The organism is Mesorhizobium muleiense (assembly GCF_900099905.1).
In the GTDB taxonomy this organism is placed as follows: Bacteria; Pseudomonadota; Alphaproteobacteria; order Rhizobiales; family Rhizobiaceae; genus Mesorhizobium; species Mesorhizobium muleiense.
This window is the reverse complement of the sequence record NZ_FNEE01000030.1, coordinates 24,386-43,709: the sequence shown is the minus strand read 5'-3', so window position 1 is coordinate 43,709 and position 19,324 is coordinate 24,386. Positions and strand designations below refer to the sequence as shown.

At 62.3% G+C, this 19,324-nt stretch carries 21 protein-coding genes and 1 tRNA gene; 8 read left to right on the top strand and 14 right to left on the bottom strand.

The annotated features are described in order from the left end of the window. Positions 1–52 precede the first annotated feature (52 nt). The 3 genes from BLT09_RS30325 to BLT09_RS30315 all read right to left on the bottom strand — a co-directional run bounded on the left by BLT09_RS30325 (position 53) and on the right by BLT09_RS30315 (position 1,797). Positions 53–640: a GNAT family N-acetyltransferase gene (locus BLT09_RS30325; protein ID WP_091600191.1), complete on the bottom strand. Its 588-nt coding sequence runs from the start codon at positions 638–640 to the stop codon at positions 53–55. Positions 641–756: 116 nt separating this feature from the next. After that, entirely contained in the window at positions 757–1,026 is a 270-nt protein-coding gene (gene rpmA, locus BLT09_RS30320) for a 50S ribosomal protein L27 (protein ID WP_023678077.1), read from the bottom strand. A gap of 99 nt (positions 1,027–1,125) precedes the next feature. After that, positions 1,126–1,797 (bottom strand): 50S ribosomal protein L21, encoded by a 672-nt coding sequence (locus BLT09_RS30315; RefSeq protein ID WP_091600189.1) that lies wholly within the window; start codon positions 1,795–1,797, stop codon positions 1,126–1,128. Positions 1,798–2,118: 321 nt separating this feature from the next. Here BLT09_RS30315 and BLT09_RS30310 point away from each other — a divergent pair. The 5 genes from BLT09_RS30310 (at position 2,119) to BLT09_RS30285 (ending at position 6,654) form a co-directional block, all read left to right on the top strand. After that, positions 2,119–2,208 (top strand) — tRNA-Ser (locus tag BLT09_RS30310). A gap of 472 nt (positions 2,209–2,680) precedes the next feature. After that, positions 2,681–3,397 (top strand): pentapeptide repeat-containing protein, encoded by a 717-nt coding sequence (locus tag BLT09_RS30305; protein ID WP_091600187.1) that lies wholly within the window; start codon positions 2,681–2,683, stop codon positions 3,395–3,397. 652 nt (positions 3,398–4,049) lie between these two features. Next, positions 4,050–5,162, top strand: coding sequence for an alpha/beta hydrolase (locus BLT09_RS30295; protein WP_091600225.1), 1,113 nt, complete (start codon positions 4,050–4,052; stop codon positions 5,160–5,162). Between the two features lie 123 nt (positions 5,163–5,285). Then, the gene (locus tag BLT09_RS30290) at positions 5,286–5,639 is read left to right on the top strand and encodes a cyclophilin-like fold protein (protein ID WP_236473477.1); all 354 of its coding nucleotides are present in this window, start codon (positions 5,286–5,288) and stop codon (positions 5,637–5,639) included. A 121-nt stretch (positions 5,640–5,760) separates the two neighbouring features. Beyond that, on the top strand, positions 5,761–6,654 hold the full coding sequence (locus BLT09_RS30285; RefSeq protein WP_091600183.1) for a LysR family transcriptional regulator: 894 nt from the start codon (positions 5,761–5,763) through the stop codon (positions 6,652–6,654). Positions 6,655–6,736: 82 nt separating this feature from the next. On the opposite strand, the gene BLT09_RS30280 is transcribed toward BLT09_RS30285, so the two are convergent. Continuing rightward, positions 6,737–7,717, bottom strand: coding sequence for a Tim44 domain-containing protein (locus BLT09_RS30280; RefSeq protein WP_091600224.1), 981 nt, complete (start codon positions 7,715–7,717; stop codon positions 6,737–6,739). A gap of 189 nt (positions 7,718–7,906) precedes the next feature. Here BLT09_RS30280 and BLT09_RS30275 point away from each other — a divergent pair, with 189 nt between their 5' ends. After that, positions 7,907–8,800, top strand: a complete 894-nt coding sequence (locus BLT09_RS30275) for an alpha/beta fold hydrolase (protein ID WP_091600181.1) — start codon at positions 7,907–7,909, stop codon at positions 8,798–8,800. Positions 8,801–8,878: 78 nt separating this feature from the next. Further along, the gene (locus BLT09_RS30270) at positions 8,879–9,202 is read left to right on the top strand and encodes a hypothetical protein (RefSeq protein ID WP_091600179.1); all 324 of its coding nucleotides are present in this window, start codon (positions 8,879–8,881) and stop codon (positions 9,200–9,202) included. A gap of 104 nt (positions 9,203–9,306) precedes the next feature. On the opposite strand, the gene BLT09_RS30265 is transcribed toward BLT09_RS30270, so the two are convergent. Continuing rightward, complete coding sequence (locus BLT09_RS30265) at positions 9,307–9,543, bottom strand: type II toxin-antitoxin system PemK/MazF family toxin (protein ID WP_091600177.1); 237 nt, start codon at positions 9,541–9,543, stop codon at positions 9,307–9,309. Between BLT09_RS30265 and BLT09_RS34715 the strand changes: the two genes are divergently transcribed. Next, positions 9,536–9,838 carry an SEC-C metal-binding domain-containing protein gene (locus tag BLT09_RS34715; RefSeq protein ID WP_236473479.1) on the top strand — a complete coding sequence of 101 codons (303 nt, stop codon included), beginning with the start codon at positions 9,536–9,538 and terminating at the stop codon, positions 9,836–9,838. The genes BLT09_RS30265 and BLT09_RS34715 overlap by 8 nt on opposite strands. A gap of 36 nt (positions 9,839–9,874) precedes the next feature. On the opposite strand, the gene recQ is transcribed toward BLT09_RS34715, so the two are convergent. The 9 genes from recQ to uxaC form a co-directional block, all read right to left on the bottom strand. Then, on the bottom strand, positions 9,875–11,719 hold the full coding sequence (recQ, locus tag BLT09_RS30255) for a DNA helicase RecQ (protein WP_091600175.1): 1,845 nt from the start codon (positions 11,717–11,719) through the stop codon (positions 9,875–9,877). 421 nt (positions 11,720–12,140) lie between these two features. Further along, the gene (locus BLT09_RS30250; protein WP_167366578.1) at positions 12,141–12,479 is read right to left on the bottom strand and encodes a cupin domain-containing protein; all 339 of its coding nucleotides are present in this window, start codon (positions 12,477–12,479) and stop codon (positions 12,141–12,143) included. A gap of 22 nt (positions 12,480–12,501) precedes the next feature. After that, a complete protein-coding gene (gene kduD, locus BLT09_RS30245) occupies positions 12,502–13,269 on the bottom strand; it encodes a 2-dehydro-3-deoxy-D-gluconate 5-dehydrogenase KduD (protein WP_091600173.1) in 768 nt (255 codons plus the stop codon). Beyond that, complete coding sequence (kduI, locus tag BLT09_RS30240; protein ID WP_091600221.1) at positions 13,266–14,123, bottom strand: 5-dehydro-4-deoxy-D-glucuronate isomerase; 858 nt, start codon at positions 14,121–14,123, stop codon at positions 13,266–13,268. The genes kduD and kduI overlap by 4 nt, the downstream gene beginning before the upstream one ends. A gap of 27 nt (positions 14,124–14,150) precedes the next feature. After that, positions 14,151–14,927: a FadR/GntR family transcriptional regulator gene (locus tag BLT09_RS30235; RefSeq protein WP_023800077.1), complete on the bottom strand. Its 777-nt coding sequence runs from the start codon at positions 14,925–14,927 to the stop codon at positions 14,151–14,153. A gap of 9 nt (positions 14,928–14,936) precedes the next feature. After that, positions 14,937–16,217 carry a TRAP transporter large permease gene (locus BLT09_RS30230; RefSeq protein WP_065011186.1) on the bottom strand — a complete coding sequence of 427 codons (1,281 nt, stop codon included), beginning with the start codon at positions 16,215–16,217 and terminating at the stop codon, positions 14,937–14,939. Between the two features lie 4 nt (positions 16,218–16,221). Then, on the bottom strand, positions 16,222–16,749 hold the full coding sequence (locus BLT09_RS30225) for a TRAP transporter small permease (protein WP_091600171.1): 528 nt from the start codon (positions 16,747–16,749) through the stop codon (positions 16,222–16,224). A gap of 103 nt (positions 16,750–16,852) precedes the next feature. After that, positions 16,853–17,830, bottom strand: a complete 978-nt coding sequence (locus tag BLT09_RS30220; RefSeq protein ID WP_027154560.1) for a TRAP transporter substrate-binding protein — start codon at positions 17,828–17,830, stop codon at positions 16,853–16,855. A gap of 36 nt (positions 17,831–17,866) precedes the next feature. Then, complete coding sequence (gene uxaC, locus BLT09_RS30215; RefSeq protein ID WP_091600170.1) at positions 17,867–19,276, bottom strand: glucuronate isomerase; 1,410 nt, start codon at positions 19,274–19,276, stop codon at positions 17,867–17,869. Between the last annotated feature and the right edge of the window lie 48 nt (positions 19,277–19,324).

The window sequence follows — 19,324 nt, the reverse complement described above, 5'->3', positions numbered from 1 at the left end:
AAGCGCAGGAAGCCACCATTCGCAGGCCGGCCTCACCTGAAGATCGACATGCCTAGAAATGGACCCAGTTCCGCAGGCTGGTCCAGGTCCTGCGATCGAGGCGGTAACGCTCGACCGGCACCTGGCCGGCAACGATCGAGTTCAGCATGCCCTGGCCGGCATACTGGAAGCCGCATTTGTGGATGACCCGGCGCGAGGCCGGATTGATCACCCGCGTCGAGGCATGCAGCACCTGGATCGCCGTCTTCTGGAAGGCGAGGTCGACCAGCGCATGCGCGGCCTCCGTCGCATAGCCGCGCTTCCAGTAGGGTTCGCCGATCCAGTAGCCGAGCTCCAGCCCGCGATCGGTGGTGTTGAGGCCGGCGCATCCGACGAAGGTTTCGGTGCCGGCCAAGGTCAAGGCATAGGCAATGCCGGACCGGCGCGATGCCGTCATCGCGAGGAAGGCGCGTGCCTCGGCCTCGCCATAGGGGTGCGGCATGCGGGCCAGCATTTCGGCGACGTGGCGATTGTCGGCGAGCACCACCAGTTGCTCGATGTCACTTTCGCGCGGCGCCCGCAGCACCAGCCGCTCGGTCACCAGGACCGGACAATCTATCGCGTAACTTTCACCGTCTGTGTCATCCGCTTCGGCAACCATGTCAGTCCTCCAGGCAAGAAAAAGGGGAGATGGAAACCCATCTCCCCTGATCCATTTCCTGGCTTGGCCAGACACCGGTTCCCGAGATGGGTGCCGGTGTTCTCGTGCGGAACCGGCTACTCCGCGGCCTTGGTCATCGGGTTCACCGATACGTAGGTTCGGCCATTGGCTTTTTTATTGAAGGTGACTGCGCCAGCTTCGAGCGCAAACAGCGTGTGATCCGTGCCAATGCCGACATTGGTGCCGGGATGCCACGTCGTGCCGCGCTGACGAATAATGATGTTGCCCGGAATCACGGCTTCGCCGCCGAATTTTTTCACGCCGAGCCGCTTGGAATGGGAGTCGCGACCATTGCGCGACGAACCGCCAGCTTTCTTGTGTGCCATCTAACTAACTCCGATGCGCCGCTAGGCGCTTAAAGGGTCTTATGAACGCGTTCGCGTTCCGTTTCAAGTCCGAACCGGCGACGATCGCGCCGGCCCGCTTTACTTCTTCGCCAAATCTTTGGCCTGCTCGCGCCAGTCCGTGATCTGGTCGGCGCTGAACGGCGTATGCTCGTCGATCTTGGCGATATCCTTGTCCGACAGCTTGGCGATCTGGGCGAAGGTCGTGATGCCCTGCTCGTTCAACTGGCCGGCCGCAACCGGGCCGATGCCCTTGATCACGGTCAGATCGTCCGGCTCGCCCTTCGGCGCTTTGAACAACGGCGCGGCGGCGGTTTCAGTTGCCTTGGCTTCCTTCTTCGGCGCATCCTCTGGCTTCGCTTCGGTCTTCGGCGCAGCTTCAGCCTTCGCCTCGGCCTTCGCTTCGGCCTTGGCCGCGGCCTTCTTCGTCGGCTTGGCGCCGCCCAGCAGGATCTCGGCGATCCGCACGGTGGTCAACAACTGGCGATGGCCGATCTTGCGGCGCGAATTCTGCCGGCGGCGCTTCTTGAAAGCGATGACGGTGCGGTTCTTGCCCTGTTCGACGACTTCGGCGGTGACCAAGGCGCCGTCGACGAACGGCGCGCCGAACGTGACATTCTCGCCCTCGCCATGCGCGAGCACGTGGCCGATCTCGACGATGTCGCCGACCTGGCCTTCGACTTTTTCGATCTTCAGGAGATCGTTGGCGGCGACGCGATACTGCTTGCCGCCCGTTTTGATGACTGCGAACATTTTTTGCCTTTCGCTGTTCGGTCGGCCTTGACGAACCGCTTCAGCGGTTCGGCCGTCTTTTTGTCAGTCTGCGGGTTCAAAAAGCAAGCGGCGCGGAAGAGCCCTCCACGCCGATTGCGCGCCGTCCCTAGCCGAAGGTGCAGCGCGAGTCAAGGCAAACGGCTGAAAGCAAGACGGTGCCGTTGGCACAGGCGGCGGAGGTAGCGAACAACGACCAATACGGCCCGGAGGGAAGCCTGATATCAGGCAGATTGGCCCTTGTAACCTGTCCGTCCAGCCGTTATCTAGTGCGCCGCGCCGGCAACGGCGGACCATGACCGCGGAGAGGTGGCAGAGTGGTCGAATGCACCGCACTCGAAATGCGGCATGGGTGCAAGCCCATCGGGGGTTCGAATCCCTCCCTCTCCGCCATACGACATTGTTTACATTGATAAAAATCAAAGAATAGGTTGCGCGCCCGCCATAAAGCCCGCCTACCGAAAACGCCGTATTCGCGGCACGTCAGCTTACGACACAAATATGCGGGGTTCATGCTTCGACCTGGTAGATGGCAGAGATCAACTTCGGCCTCGCTAAGCGAAGTCGTGGGGTAGCGACAGCGGAATCAGGATACGCGACTAGCACCCCGTGCAGGGTCAACCTCGCCGTCGGGAAGTACCGATCGGTGCGGACCCAAGCGGATTCACGCTTGTCGGCGGCGGACGCCGGCGGTGGCGGTCAGCACCCGAGCAGGCTTCCCATTGTTGACGTCCGCTGCGCATCTGCGGCGACCGTCGCCAGGTCCTCTGCTCCCGGGTTGACGGTGGTGTAGACGAGGAGCACTCTCGAGTGTCAGCAGATGTGGTCAGGTTGAGTGTCGGCGAGTAGCAGAGGTCCAGCAACCATGACTTTGAGGCGAACCAGAGCTTACGCCGCATCCGGCTTGGTTCTAGCGATTTGCACTGTGTTTGCTTGGCAGAACGCCACTGCTGCTCACAATTGCCACGCAGCCGCGACGCCTGGCGTCAATTGGCACGAGTGTGGCAAGAAGCTTCTCATCCTAGAAGGACAGGACCTGAGCGGGGCGAACCTGTTCGGTGTTGATTTCACTTCGACCGACCTCAGGAACAGCAATCTCCTTGCGGCAAATCTTGAGAAGGCAACGCTTGTGCGTGCTTCCCTGGCCGACTCCACCGCCAAAGGCGCCCGGTTCGACAGAATCGAGGCCTACAGGACCGACTTCAGCCGTATGGACGCGCAGGGCGCTGTGTTTGCGAGCGCGGAATTGCAGCGCTCGAATTTCCAGGACGCCAATCTGACCAACGTTGATTTCACAAAGGCAGAATTGGGGCGTGCGCAGTTCCATGGCGCCGATATCAGCGGCAGCCGCTTCTCGTTTGCCAATCTCGCACGGGCGGACTTCCGAGGAGCGACGTTCACCGCGTCGATAGACTTTGACCGCGCCTTTTTCTTTCTGACCCGTGTCGAGGGCGTCGACCTTTCCAATTCGGCGGGTCTGTCCCAGTGGCAGCTCAACATGGCTTGCGGAGACGCCCGGACCGAGTTGCCTTCTGGCTTGACGAGGCCTGAAGATTGGCCCTGTCAATTCCAGCAGGAATAGTTGTCGGCAAGCGAACTGCGGCAATGCTGCACCCGACAGGATTCGAACCTTTCGGCAAGCCGCCTAACCCGAATGCCCTGCCGTTCCCGAGCGGTTGGTTTTGCGTCTCGGCATGCATGAACTCGTGCTTTCCGCACCGTTCGCAGAGGTGGCTAGTCCACCTCCTGCTCAGAAGGAAGGATCATAGCATGAGTGACGAACTGATCTGCCTTCCGGATGCAATGGAGCCCGTCACGCGCCCCGGCATTATACACCATAGGTGCGAGCATCCAGGCTGCGCCAAGAATGCGGGATGGGCAATGTCCTCTGTTTCAGGTCGAAGTATCCAAGATCATAGGGCATGAGGCTCAAGGGCCAAATGCCATCGTCGAACTCGTTGACGCCGAACCTTTGATCGGCGGGCACGGTGACGATCTTCTTCCTGTGCATGCAGATGCGGCCGGAGGCGGACGAATCTGTTCACCTTCGGGACGAGCCTGCGCTATTCGATTGATGAATCATCCTCATAACGACATGCGGATTTTGCCGTCTAATCGATCGCCGGCGTCGTCGCTATTCTATTTCACACATTCGCAACACTGTCGCGCATGCCGAGGAAATGAGCATGGCCCGGCAGCCCTGCGACAGTTCAGGACGATCAAAGGAGACAGGCATGAACAAGCAGATCGGAATCGAGAGCACGGCGCAGTCCAGTGTCGACTTTGGCCGGCGTGATCTCCTCAAGCTGACCGGTGCCGGCGTTGCTGCGCTCGGTGCGGCGTCGCTGTTCAGCATCCCCGTCGCAAAGGCTCAAGACATGTCAAACGGCGCCAACAACTTCTACACCAGCGATAAGGTGACGCTGGAAAAGATCGCCTTCAAGAGCCAATACGAGATGAACGTTGCGGGCAATCTGTTCATTCCCAACAAGCTCGACCGCAATGCGCGCCATCCGGCGCTCGTCGTCGGGCATCCGATGGGTGCGGTGAAGGAGCAGAGCGCGAATCTTTATGCCACCAAGATGGCCGAACAGGGCTTCGTCGCCATGTCCATAGACCTGCCGTTCTGGGGCGAAAGCGAGGGCGGGGCCCGCCAGATCGTTTCGCCGGATGTCTACGCCGAAGCGTTTAGCGCCGCGGTCGATTTCCTGGGCACACGGCCATTCGTCGACAGAAACCGCATCGGTGCGATCGGCGTCTGCGGCAGCGGCAGCTTCGTCATCAGCGCCGCCAAGATCGACCCGCGGATGCGCGCCGTCGCGACCGTCAGCATGTACGACATGGGGGCCGCCAACCGCAACGCGCTTAACCATTCACTGAGCGTCGAGCAGCGCAAGCAGGCCATTGCTGCAGCTGCCGAGCGGCGCTGGGCAGAGTTTGAAGGCGGCGAGGTCGAATATACCAGCGGCACGGTGCATGAGCTGACCGCCGACACCCATCCGATCCAGCGGGAGTTCTATGACTTCTACCGCACGCCGCGGGGTGAATTCACGCCCGCCAGCGCAAACCCGCAGATCACCACGCATCCGACGCTGACCAGCAATGTCAAGTTCATGAATTTCTACCCGTTCAACGACATCGAGACGATCTCGCCGCGCCCGATGCTGTTCATCGCCGGCGATCAGGCTCATTCCCGCGAGTTCAGCGAGGATGCCTACCAGCGAGCGGCCGAGCCGAAGGAGCTTGTTTGGGTTTCCGGCGCCGGGCACGTCGACCTCTACGATCGCGTCGACCTGATCCCGTTCGACAAGCTGACAAGCTTCTTCAATCAGCACCTCTCCGCGTGAGCGGCGCGATGGAGCCTGTACCGGACGGAACAGGCTCCATCAGCATAGATCGGGAGGTACCACGGAATGCTGAAACTAATGCTGAGTTCCGCTGTTATCGCACTCGCAGCGGCTGGATCTGCCATGGCTCAAGAACGCATTCGCATTTCTTCGGATTGGGGCGAGGTCACAGCCGATCTCGCCGATAACGAGGCCGCAAGATCTCTGGCGCAGATGCTGCCGCTCACGATCGAGATGTCCGATCATCTGCGCCAGGAAAAGACCGGCAATCTGCCTTCCGCGTTGCCCGAGCTGGCGCGGCAGCGCGACTTCTCCGTCGGCACGCTTGGGCTGTGGAGTTCCGATCATTTCGTGATCTACTATCGGAGCGGTCGCCTCCCGGCGCCTGGCATCATCAGGCTCGGGCAGGTCACTGGCGATGTCTCGATCTTCGATCGTCCCGGTCCGGTCACCATCCGCGTTGAACGCGCCGACTGAAACCTGCGCAATCCGCTCGTAGTTCGTCGCCGGGGGGCGAGCGCAGCTGCCGCTCAATGAAGTGTGTTCGCCTTCGATTTATCCGGTATAATCGAGCTCTGGCTATTACAAGGATTCATGAGTGTCGCGGCAGAATGTCAATGATCTGCTCGCGTTCCTGGCTGTTGCTCGGGAGCGTAGTTTTACGCGCGCCGCAGCCCGGTTCGGCATATCGCAATCGGCGCTAAGCCACACCATCCGCCAGCTCGAAGCGCGCCTTGGCGTTCGCCTGCTCACACGCACGACCCGCGCGGTGGCCCCCACGGAGGCGGGAGAGAGGCTTTTGCAGCGGATTGGGCCGCACTTTGACCAGATCGAAATCGAGGTCGATGCCCTGAACGAACTGAGGGAAAAGCCCGCCGGAACCATCCGGCTGTCGGCGCCTGACTATGCAATAAGCAGCATCCTTTGGCCCAAGCTGAAACGCTTTCTGCCGAAATATCCCGACATCAAGGTCGAACTCCTGCTCGACAACGGCCTCACCGACATCGTGACGGAGCGCTTTGACGCCGGGATTCGCATGGGCGAGCAGCTGGCGAAAGACATGATCTCCGCGCGCATCGGACCGGATTTCCGCTTCGCGGTCGTCGGCGAAGAATCCTACTTTGCCGAGCATCCCGCGCCGGAGAAGCCGCAGGACCTCGTGCAGCACAATTGCATCAACTACCGTTTTCCATCGTCCGGGGCTCTTTATGTGTGGGAGTTCGAGGAGAACGGCCGCGAGATCAAGATTCGCGTCGATGGGCAGCTCGTCTTCAACAACATCTTTCATGTCCTGGACGCCGCGCTGGCCGGCCGCGGCCTCGGCTATGTTCCGGAAGAAATGGCCCTTCCCCACATCGCCAAAGGGCGGCTGGCGCGGGTCCTGGAAGGTTGGTTGCCCTATTGGGATGGCTACCATCTCTATTATCCGAGCCGCCGGCAATCCTCGCCTGCTTTCGTTGCCCTGGTCGATGCGCTGCGCCATCGCGACTGACTATCGATGCCGCGGGCTTCGACGTTCCTGCCACTGAAGCCATCGCCAGCGGACGTGAACCGCCCAGGCTGCAGCGTATCAGTCAGGGTTGCTGTATCGCCGCGAGCTTCCAGTCGCCGCCGTTCTGGCGCGTGAAGGTCCACAGTTCGGTCGTTTCCGTCGGCCGATCGGCTTCGCCGGCGACGATCTTGCCGCTGGCGCGATCGCGCATCACGTCAAGAGACTCGTAGCGCAGGGCAGCCGTCGCGTATTCGCGATCGTCTTCCCGCCAGCTCTCCGCAATATCGGCCTCCAGCAGGCTGACGTTCGACACCTCGTTCCTGATGCCGTTTTTGGCATTGTCGGCAAGTTCTTCGGACAGGTACGACACCATCTCGGGGGTCGCCAGCCGGCGCAAGCCAGCATGGTCTTCACGCCCGAACGCTTCCTGAACTTCGGTCAACCGCTGCTGGAATGTATCGAGATCGGCCGGCGTCATCGTAATTTGATCGTTGGCTGGAGCCGTCCGGCCAAAGCCAGACCCGATGCCTGGAATGGGGAAAGATGTGACGTTGTCCGCCTCGCGCTGGGCTGCCGCGTTTCGCCCAAAATTGCCCATGCCCTGGGGAACGCCGGCCATGGCAGGCGCCTGGTTGCGTGCCGATTGCGACCGGAAAAAGCGGATGATCAGCATGATCGCGCCGCCGATCAGCAATCCTTGCAGCAGCAGGCCCAACATGCCAGCCAAGCCGCCGAACCCCTGGCCCAAAAGAAGTCCGATCAGACCGCCGAGCAGCAGGCCACGCATCATCGAACCGCCGAGGCCGCTGAACATTCCTGGTCGTTGGGCTGCCGGTGTCTGGCGCGCCGCATTGTTCGTTGCGGTGTTGGGCGTCATCGAGCGCTCGACCGGCGCGGCCGGCTGTGGCGCCGTCCTGGTCGGCGGAACCGACTGGAACGTGCGCGTGCCGCGGCTGCCGAAGCTGCCGCCACGCCGCGCCTCGGCGTAATCGGCCGTGACCATGGAAAACGCCAGGAACAGTCCTGCAAACAGAACGGCAAACCGGCTCGAACGCGAAATCATCATGGCAAATCCTCAAGCGACACTCTGGCGCTATATGGGGTGCGCCGATCGAAATATCAGTGGCCGCAGCTTCCGTACCTGGCAATTGAGGAGAATTCCAGGACCGCCACAAATTCAGGCAACGCAGCCGACCGTGATCCTTCTGCTACCTTGTGCGTTGTCGCCTGAGGCACACCGAGGAGAAAAACGGTGTTTGCAGGTTTCAGGGCCACCAGCTTGCATCTGGACGACACGACCATTTTCGCAAGGGTCGGCGGAACCGGTCCGCCGCTGCTGCTGCTTCATGGTTTTCCCGAAACGCATCTGATGTGGAGGGACATTGCCGCGGCCCTGGCGCCCCGCTTCACAGTCGTCGCCGCCGATCTTCGCGGCTATGGGCAAAGCGGCTGCCCGGTCTCCTCTGCCGAGCATAGCCCATACGCCAAACGCGCCATGGCCGCAGACATGGTTCAAGTCATGCAGCAGTTGGGATTTGGGCAGTTCATGGTTTCCGGACACGATCGCGGCGGGCGGGTCGCCTATCGCCTGGCGCTCGATCACCCCGATGAGATATCCAGGGTCGCGATCCTCGACGTCATCCCGACCGCCGCCGCGTGGGACAGGGCGGATGCCAGACTGGCTCTCGGCTTCTGGCCCTGGAGCCTGCTTGCGCAACCGGAACCGCTGCCGGAGCGACTGATCGGCGCGGCGCCCGATGCCATCGTCGACAATGCGATTGTGCAGTGGGGATCGCCGGCAGAAATGTTCTCTGCAACGATCAGGGAGGCCTATGTCAAGGCGCTTCGCGATCCCGTTCATATTCATGCGATTTGCGAAGAGTATCGGGCCGCTGCCACGATCGATCGTGAGCATGACGCGCTGGACCAGATAAACGGTCGTCGCATCAAGTGTCCGCTCCTGGCACTGTGGAGTAGCCAGGGCGGCCTGGAGACCTGGTATGCGGAGGAAGGCGGACCGCTGGCTATCTGGAGGAAATGGGCCGACAGAGTTGAAGGAGGTCCCGTTCCGGGCGGGCACTTCTTTCCAGAAGAGCACCCTCACCAGACCGCAGCGGCTCTCTCGAAATTCTTCGAGGTTGAATAGGGAATGACGCCCAGGGCAGAGTGTTGTAGAGCTTCACATGCCTTATTCGCCCGTCCGGCGTCAAATCTGCTTGATAAAATGAAAGCCATCTCGCCAGCCATATCCCTGATATGCAGCATCGTGTTTGTCGGAGGTTGCGCATCGCCCTTCCATGCATCCTTTGATGCCGCGAAATACGACAGGATGAGTTGCGTCGAACTCAACGTGGCCATGGGTGAAGTCGCCAAGGAGCTTTCGGCGACAGCAATCATCCGGGGCAAAGTCGCGAAAACCAACATTCCGAACTGGCTATGGGGAGCCCGGCGTGTCGCCACAACCGTCACAGTCCGCCAGAACGCGAAAATCGAGCAATTGCAGCAGCAGGAGGCCGCGATCGCGGCTGTGAGACGAAGCAGGTGCTGATTGCGGCACCGGTGTGAGAGCCTGCTGCCGAAGGCTGAAAATGATCGATTTCGCAGTATTACAGCCGAGGCTCGACGGCTCCGTGGACTCTGTCATCCTCACCGTCACGGCTTCAGTCTCGGCGACACGGCCAAGCCGAGGAAAATGATAACGGCCTGATTGAGGCGCAGGATGTCCGCGTCGTCTAACCGCCCGATATTTGCGCCGATCTTGGACTTTGGGATCGTGGTGATCTTGTCCACCATCAGTCGGCAGACGGTGAGCAGCCCGTTGCGCTCGTTCGGTTCGACGAACAGACGGAACAATGGCGCGTCGGACGACGGCCGCGTCCCATTGGGCATTGATTTCGAAGACGAACTCCTGGCAGCCGAGCAAAGCCCGAACGATATCGAGGACCGATTCAGGCGCGCCGGTCTCGGCTATATCGACGATGTGCTTGAAGCGTTGGAATGGACCAGCCACCTTGAGTATTTTGGCGAGGAAGATTTGCAATCGCCCTTGCCGGAACAAACTTGGCTCGACGAACTGAAGAGCCTGACAGCGCCGGTCACAAACCCTTGGCGCCATGTCGGACGGAATGATCCGTGTCCCTGTGGAAGCGGCAAGAAAGCGAAGAAATGCTGTCTCGTAAACTGACCTGCTGCAGCACCGCGGATTTGATCTTTGGCTGTCTCAGACCGATCCACGGGATTGGTGCGCAGCGATTGCACCGAGGAAGATCTCGCCGAATTCCCTGAGCTTTGCGGTACCGACGCCGTTGACTGCTGCAAAAGCGTCGAGGTCGCGCGGGCAGCGTTCGGCCATATCGATCAGCGTGCGATCGGAGAAGATGACGAAGGCCGGCACCTGGCGCTCCCGGGCGAGACGCAGCCGAACCGCCTTGAGCGTGGCCAAAAGCGCGGTATCCAGGTCTTCAGTACCCGCGGCAGCATTCGGGGTGGGACGAGTCTTGCCTTGTGCCGCGCGGTTCCGCACCTCTACGCGATACCGGAACGGGACCTCGCCACGGGCCAGCTCGCGGCCCTTTTCGGCGATTGCAAGGCCGCCATGGCCGCCTGAGTCAAAAGTCAGAAACCCTCCCGCGACGAGTTGGCGGATGAGCGACTGCCAGACATCCTTCTTGCGCGCCACACCGGTCCCGAAGCTGGCAAGCCTTTGGTGGTTCCTGGCCAGGACCTTCTCGGTTTCAAGGCCAAGCAGAACATCGACGACATGGGCGGCGCCAAAACGCTCGCCGGTCTGCGCGATGGCCGCGAAGACGATCCGCGCCTCCGCCTCGCCATCCGCATGCGGCGTCTGGTCAAGGCAGTTGTCACAATTGCCGCAAGGCATTGCTGGTTCGCCGAAATAGCCAAGCAGGATCTGGCGACGGCACTGGGCCGTTTCGCAATAGCCGATCAGCGTATCGAGCCGGCCATGCGCGCGCCTTTTATGCTCCGCCGGCGCGTCCTCGTCGTCGATGAAAAGCCGCCGCATGCGAATGTCGCCGAGACCGAAGAGCATATGTGCCTCGGCAGCCCGCCCGTCGCGGCCGGCGCGGCCGATTTCCTGATAATAGGCTTCGAGGCTGCCCGGCAGGTCGGTGTGGAAGACATAGGCGACGTCCGGCTTGTCGATCCCCATGCCGAAGGCGATGGTCGCCACCATCACCACGCCCGACAGGGTCATGAAAGCGTTTTGATTTGCTTCACGCGCCTCCTTGCTCATGCCGGCATGATAGGCTAGGGCGCGCACGCCGTTCTTCTCGAGGAACGCCGCCATCTCTTCCGTCTTCTTGCGCGACAGGCAATAGACGATCCCGCTGCGGCCGGCATGACGCTGCACGAAGCCCAGCAATTGGCGCTTGCTGTCCTGCTTGGCCTCGACGCCAAGCTTGATGTTCGGCCGGTCGAAACCCAGCACCAGGGTTTCGACACGCCCGGCGAACAATTGTCCGGCGATGTCGGTGCGCGTCGCCTCGTCCGCTGTCGCCGTCAGCGCAATGATCGGCACGTCAGGGAAAATGTCGCGCAGCCGCGACAACTCTTCATATTCGCGCCGGAACGACGGCCCCCATTGGGAGATGCAATGCGCCTCGTCGACAGCGATCAGCCGGATGTCGAGCCTGGCCAGCGCCTCGAGCATCCGCGCGGTCATCAGCCGCTCCGGTGCAACATAGAGCAGGCGCGTCTGGCCCGCCGCGACGCGGCGCCATGCGGCGACATTGGCATCGCGGTCGAGCGAGGAATTGATCGTATCGGCGGCCACGCCGGCAAGACGCAATGCGGCGACCTGGTCCTGCATCAGCGCCACCAGCGGTGAAACGACAATGGTGAGGCCGCCCAGGACCAGCGCCGGAACCTGGTAGCAGAGTGATTTGCCGGCGCCGGTCGGCATGACGGCCAGCACATGACGCCCGGCCAGCAGCGCCTCCGTCACGGCGTCCTGGCCGGGACGAAAATCGTCGAAGCCGAACACGTCCTTCAGGACGCGCCGCTTGGGATCCTCCGCCGGGACGCTCGCCGCCGCTGCCTGCATCAGGGAATTTCTATGATCAGCGCTGCCCGAAAAGGCATTGGGGAAACGGCCCGAGTCAGCGGCGACGTGACCTGCCAAAGCTCCCTGGCGAATCGTCGGGTGACCGCTTGGACAGCCGATTCGGACATTCGAACGCTCCTCAAGTCCTGTCTCCGTCGGCTCCGTCTGAAAAGTTATCCCCCTCATTGGCGGATATGCGAGCGTGATTCCAGCCTCTATTCACTTTGGCTGTGAATATCGCGCAACGGCTCGGGCCGATTAATCCTATCTTCACCATGATTCGGCAGGTTCAGGTCCTGCGGTGATGTTTTGAGTACCGCGGCGCCACAAGCGCCCAGGCAACACGCCCGCGTCTCTCCGGAGGCGCGGGCTTTTTGCTTCGGCTGCCGCTGCGTAGTGACCTGCGGGCGTTCTCGTACTGTCAGACGAGGAAATCGGCGCGATGCGGGGTAAAGCTGTCGACGAGGCGGCCGGCCTCGAGCGCCTTGACGCCGTGGATCAGGTTGGAAGGGACGATGAAGCTGCTTCCCGTTTCCAGGATCTCGGTCGTGCCGTCGATGGTGACCTCGAAGCGGCCCTCGGCGACGTAGCTCGCCTGGACATGCGGGTGCGAATGCAGCGCACCGACACCGCCCTTGTCGAACCCGAACTCGACCATCATCAATTCGTCCGTGTGCAGCAGCACACGCCTGCGATTGCCATCCGGGGTCGGCGTCCACGCGCCCTCGCCGGCATGCGTAAAGATCTTCGTTCCGATCATCGCCACATCCTTGTCATGCTCCTCATCGCGCCAGCCAGCCGCCGTCCACCGGCACCACCGCGCCATGCATGTAGTTTGACGCCGGCGCCAGCAGGAAGACGGCAGCGTCGCCGATGTCTTCCGGTCCGCCCCAGCGCCCGGCTGGAATGCGCGCCAGAATGGCGGTGCTGCGGTCCGGGTCGGCACGCAGCGCCTCGGTGTTGTTGGTTTCGATGTAGCCGGGCGCAATACTGTTGACGTTGATGCCTTTCGACGCCCATTCGCAGGCGAGCAACCGGGTAATGCCGACCACGCCATGTTTCGAGGCGGTGTAGGAGGCGACGCGGATGCCGCCCTGGAAGCTCAGCACCGAGGCGATGTTGACGATCTTGCCGCGCCGTTCGGGATCGGCAAGCACGCGCCGGGCAAAGCTCTGGCTAAGAAAAAACACCGTCTTCAGGTTGACGTCCATGACATCGTCCCAATCGGCTTGCCCCAGATCGACGGCGTCGGCGCGCCGGATGATGCCGGCATTGTTGACCAGCCCGTCGAGCGGCCCGGTTTCGTCCCAGACGCGATCGAGTATCGCCTGGGCGGCGGCGTGGTCGGCAAGATCGCAGCGCACCGCCTCGAAGCCGCCGCCCGCACCAGCGATCTTTTCCGCGGTCTCATCCATTGCAGAGCGGCCGACGCCGACCACCGCACCACCGGCGCGCGCGATCGACAGGGCGATGCCTTGGCCGATTCCGGTGTTGGCGCCGGTGACGAGAATGCGCTTGCCGGCCAGGCTGAAAGCCGAGAGGTCGCTCATCGCAGCTCTTCCATCGCTACCGGGTCGACATCCGTATAGTCGACATTGTCGCCGGCCATCGCCCAGATGAAGGCGTAGTTGGAGGTGCCGGCGCCCGAATGGATCGACCAGCCCGGCGACAGCACCGCTTCCTCGTTGCGCATGACGAGATGGCGTGTCTCGTCCGGCTCGCCCATGAAATGAAACACCCGCGCCGTCTCCGGCAGGTCGAAATAGAGATAAGCCTCCATGCGCCGGTCATGCACATGGCACGGGATGGTGTTCCAGACCGAGCCTGGGGCGAGCTGGGTCATGCCGACGACGAGTTGGCAGGTCTTCACACCCTCGGCATGGATGAACTGGAAGATCGAGCGCTCGTTGCAGGTCGCCTGACTGCCGAGGTCGAGCCGCTTGGCATCGCCGATGCGGATCAGCCGGCTGGGATGGCTCTGATGCGCCGGCGCGCTGAGCAGATAGAACTTGGCCGGCTCGGCTGGATTGACTGAGGCGAATGACACCTCATTGGCGCCCATGCCGAGATACAGCATGTCCCGCGGCTGCAGCTCGTAGGACTGGCCGCCGGCTTTCACGATGCCGGCGCCGCCGATGTTGACGGCGATCATTTCGCGGCGATCGAGAAAGTTCTCTGTTCCGGTCGGCTTGATCGCCTGCAGCGAAAGCGGTGTCCCGGCAGGCATGGCGCCGCCAACGATCATGCGGTCGTAATGCGTATAGGCCAGGCCGATGCGGCCGAGCTGGAACAGGCCTTCGATCAGGAAATTGTGGCGGAGCTCGTCCGTCCCCATCGCCGCAGCGGTGACAGGGTCGATGGCGAAGCGCGAGGTGAAGTCGGTGTGATTGTCAGTGTGATTCATTGCTGTCCCATTGGGCTGCCTCATTGGTCATTCGGTTGCCGCGGCCTTGACCGAATCGGCATAAAAGATCTGACGTGCATGCAGGCGCTCGCGATAGCGCTGCTGGCTGGCGCTGAGATGCGCGCGCATCGCTTCGCGCGCGGACTCGGCATCGCCTGATGTAATGGCGTTCAGGATCACCAGATGCTCGTCTTGCAGGCCGCGCTGATAGGCGTCGGATTGGGCGAGTTCTGTCGACCACGGCGATGTCACGTCGCAAGGAATGGCGCGCCGGCCGAGCACGTCGAGCATCTCGACATAGAACGGATTGTTGGTGGCGCTGGCGATCGCCCGGTGGAAGGCGAGGTCGGCCGGACCTGTCGGCTCGCTGTTCAACAGCAGCCGCTCGAACTCGAAAAACGCCTCCTGGATCGCCGCTTCCTGCGCGGCATTGCGACGGATAGCGGCCAGACCGGCGGATTCAATCTCGATCGCCAGGCGCACCTCCAGCACGTTGAGGGCGATCGAATCCTTGCTGCCGATGTCCGCGGCCAGCGTGCCGAACATCGTCGAGATATGCTCGGTGACGAACACCCCAGCGCCCTGGCGCGGCTCGACCAGACCGTCGGCGGCAAGCTTGGCCAGCGCTTCGCGGATGACGGTGCGGCTGACCCCGAAGGTTTCGGTCAGCCGACCCTCGGTCGGCAGCTTTTGGCCTGGCTGGATCTCGCCCGCCTGCAACTGCTTGCGAATCGCCGCGACCACGGTCTCCGACAGCTTGGGCTTGCGTTCGACCTTCAGGTTGATTGCCATGTCCGATGCCATTGCCAGCCCCTATTTGAAGACGCTCGGCAACCATAGCGAGATGGCCGGAATGTAAGTGACGAGCCCCAGCACCACGAGGCCGGCCCCATAGAACGGCCAGATCGAGCGCATCGCTTCCCAGACGGATATCTTGCCCACCGCGCACGCCACGAACTGCACTGCGCCCACCGGCGGCGTGTTCAGCCCGATGCCGAAGTTGAGGATCATGATGACACCGAAATGCACCGGATCGACGCCGTAGGCCTGCGCCACGGGCAGGAAGATCGGCGTGCAGATGATGATCGTCGGCCCCATGTCCATGAAGGTGCCGAGGAACAGCATCAAGAGGTTGAGCAGGAGCAGCACGACCAGCGGATCTTCCGAGATCGCGTTCATCGAGGCTATCAGCGCTGCCGGCACTTTGAGGAAGGCCATCAACCACGAGAACGCCGCTGCCATGCCGATGATGAGCAGCACCATGGCCGTGGTGCGCACGGCGCCATGGGTGGCATGAACGAAACCTTCCCAGGTCATCTGCCGGTAGACCAGGACAGTCACGAGCAATGCATAGATGACGGCGATGCAGGAACTCTCTGTGGCCGTGAAAACGCCCGATCGCACGCCGCCGAAGATGATCGCGATCAGCAGCAGGCCTGGCACCGCGACGGCGAAAAGATGCGCGACGGCGGCGAAGCCAGGAAACGGCTCGGTCGGATAGCCGCGCGAGCGCGCCACGAAGTAGGCGGTGATCATCAGCGCCAGGGCCAACAGCAGGCCCGGGATGATGCCGGCGGTGAACAGGTCGGCGATGGAGATCTTTCCGCCTGCCGAGATCGAGTAGATGATCATGTTGTGCGACGGCGGCAGCAGCAGCGCGATCAGCGCCGCCATCGATGTGACGTTGACGGCGTAATCCGCTCCATAGCCACGCGCCTTCATCTGCGGGATCATCAAGCCGCCGACCGCGGCTGCCTCCGCCACGGCGGAGCCCGAAATGCCGCCGAACAGTGTAGCGGTCGCGATGTTGACCTGCCCGAGGCCGCCGCGCATGTGGCCGACGAGCGAGCCGGCGAAGGCAACGATCTTGCTGGCGATGCCGCCGCGCACCATCAGGTCGCCGGCGTAGATGAAAAACGGAATGGCCAGCAGCGAAAAGACGCTCATGCCGGAATTCAGGCGCTGGAACACGATGAGCGGCGGCAGGCCCATATAGAGAACGGTGGCAAAGCTTGCGACGCCGAGGCAGAAAGCGATCGGCGTGCCGATGAGCATCAGGACAGTGAAGACGCCAAAAAGTATCCAGAGTTCCATGGCGTCAGACCTTCACGTTGGCTGTGTCGAGTTCGGCTGCGACTTCCGCCGGCGGCAGCTCATCGAGCGCATCGTCGATCGGCGCACCGGAGAGGCGAAGCACGATGCGCTCCAGCGTGAACAGCACGATGAGCGCGCCTCCCGCGACAAGCGGGACGTAGTCCCAGCCCCCCGATATGCCGAGCGACGGCAAGGTGGCGCCCCAGGTCAGCGCGACCAGCTGGCTGCCATACCAGATCATGCCGATGCCGAAGGCGAGCGCGACGAGATCCGAGATCATCCTCAGCCAACGCTTGCCGCCTTTCGGCAGCACGTAGAGCAGGACGTCGAAGCCGAGGTGATAGTTCTCGCGCACCCCGACGGCAGCGCCGAGGAAAATGAACCAGCTCATCAGCATCACCGAGCCCTGCTCGGTCCAGCTCGGCGAGCGGTTCAGAACATAGCGGCCGAACACCTGCCAGGCGACGAAGGCGGTCATCAGCACCAGCCCGATGCCAGCGATCCACAGCGCCGCCGTGCTGACGCGCGACATCACCCGCGCGATGCCGGACAGGGACGGTCTCTGTTCTGAGCTGGAGGTCACTGGTTCTCTCCGCAAGAGGGTGGCGGCGCGGAATGCCCGCGCCGCCGCTTGATCACTGAACGGCCCTAATGGCTTCGACCATCGCCTTCAGCTTGTCGTCCTTGACGTGCTTTTCGTAGACCGGTCCCATCGCGTCGATGAAGGCCTGCTTGTCCGGCGTCGTGATCTGCGAACCGGCCGCCTCGACCTTGGCACGCGATTCCTTGACCTTGGCGGCCCACAGCTCACGCTGCTTGGCGACGCTTTCCTTGGCGGCCGCCTTGAAGATCGCCTGGTCTTCCGGCGTCAGCTTGTCCCAGCTCGACTTCGCCATGACAAAGGCTTCCGGCACCATCGTGTGCTCGTCGAGCGAATAGTGCTTGGCGACTTCCGCATGCTTGGCGGTGTCGTAGCTCGGAAAATTGTTCTCCGCGCCGTCGATGACCCCGGTTTCGATCGCCGAATACACCTCGCCATACGGCATCGGCGTCGCGTTGGCGCCGAGTGCGGCCACCATGTCGACGAAGATGTCGGACTGGATGACGCGGAATTTCAAGCCGGCCATATCGGCGACAGAGTTGATCGGCTTCTTCGAATTGTAGAAGGAGCGCGCGCCGCCGTCATAAAAGGCGAGCAGCACCAGCCCGACCTGTTCGAACGCCGCCGCAATCTGGTCGCCGACCGGTCCGTCCATGACCTTGTGCATATGGTCTTCCGAGCGGAAGATGTAGGGTAGCGAGGGAACGGTGGTTTCGGGGATGAGTCCGTTGAACGGCGCCATCGAGACGCGGTTGAGGTCGATCACGCCCGAGCGCACCTGCTCGATCGTGTCCTTTTCCTCGCCGAGCTGCGCGGAATGATAGACATCGACCGAATAGCGGCCGGCCGTGCGCTCCTTCACAAGCTCGCCAAAATATTTGACCGCCTCGACCGTCGGATAGCCGTCCGGGTGCGTGTCGGACGAGCGCAGGACCGTCTGGGCGCTTGCCGTTCCGGCCATCAGTGCGGCGGCCAGTAGCGTAGCTCCCGCCAGTCTAGAAAAATGCAGCATTGGTTCCTCCCGTTTGAACGATGGCGGCAAGCGCCGTTAGAGCCGGTACGCCTTTTTCGCGAGCGTATAGGCAAGTTCCTGCGCCAGCTCGTGCGCCTCGTCCTCGCGGAGCCGGTGCTCGGCGACGAGACGCGCAAGAAAGGCGCAATCGACCCGACGCGCAACATCATGGCGGGCCGGGATGGATGGAAAGGCGCGGGTGTCATCGTTGAAGCCGACGGTGTTGTAGAAGCCGGCAGTCTCGGTGGTCATCTCGCGGAACCGGCGCATGCCCTCCGGGCTGTCGTGGAACCACCAGGCCGGCCCGAGCTTCAGCGCAGGATAGACGCCGGCGAGTGGCGCCAGTTCGCGCGCATAGCTGGTCTCGTCGAGCGTGAAGAGGATGATTGCAAGGTCGCGCTCCAGGCCGACGCAGTCGAGCAGCGGCTTCAGCGCCGTCACATAGTCGGTTCTGGTCGGGATGTCGAAACCCTTGTCCCTGCCGAACTTGTGGAAGACGGCAGGCGAATGATTGCGCCAGGAGCCGGGATGGATCTGCAGGACCAGCCCGTCGTCGCGGCTCATCTTGGCCATCTCGGTCAGCATCTGGGCGCGAAACAGTTTTCGCTCACGCTCGTCGTCCGAACCCCGGCGGATGCGGTTGAACAGCTCCTGCGCGGCAGCATCCGACAGATTGGCGGTCTCTGCCGTCGGATGGCCGTGATCCGACGCGGTCGCGCCAAAACTTTTGAAGAAGGCCCTTCTCTGGCGATGCGCATCGAGATAGCCGGCCCAGCTGCCGGTATCGCAGCCGGTGATGTCGCCGAGTCGATCGAGATTGGCAGAAAAGCCTTCGAAATCGGGATCGACGACGGCGTCCGGCCGGTAGGCGGTGACGACGCGGCCCTCCCAGCCGCTGTCGCGGATCATCTGGTGCCATCTGAGATCGTCGAGCGCGCCTTCGGTCGTCGCGATGACCTCGATGTTGAAGCGCTCGAACAGGGCTCGCGGGCGAAAATTCTCCCACTGCAGCAAGGACGAGATCGTGTCGTAATGGCCGTCGGCGGTTGCGGCCGTCAGCGGCTCTTCGATGCCGAACAGATGGGCAAGCACATGGTCGAGCCACAGCCGCGTCGGCGTGCCGCGGAACAGATGATAGTGCTCGGCGAAGCGCCGCCAGTTCGTTCTGCCGTCGGTCTCCACCGGTGAGCCGTCGAGCGTTGGCACGCCGAGATCCTCGAGCCGGACGCCCTGGCTGAACAGCATGCGGAAGATGTAATGGTCCGGCACGACAAGCAATTGCGCTGGATCGGAAAACGCCTCGTTGAGCGCATACCAGCGCGGATCGGTGTGACCGTGCGGGCTGACGATCGGCAGATCCTTGACAGCGGCGTAAAGATCGCGGGCGAGCGACAGCGGACGCGCCTCCGACGGAAACAGCAGATCCGGATCGGTCAATGCGGCCACGTCGTTCCTCCCATCCCGGCCATCGGTAGGGTCGGAAAGAAATAATGT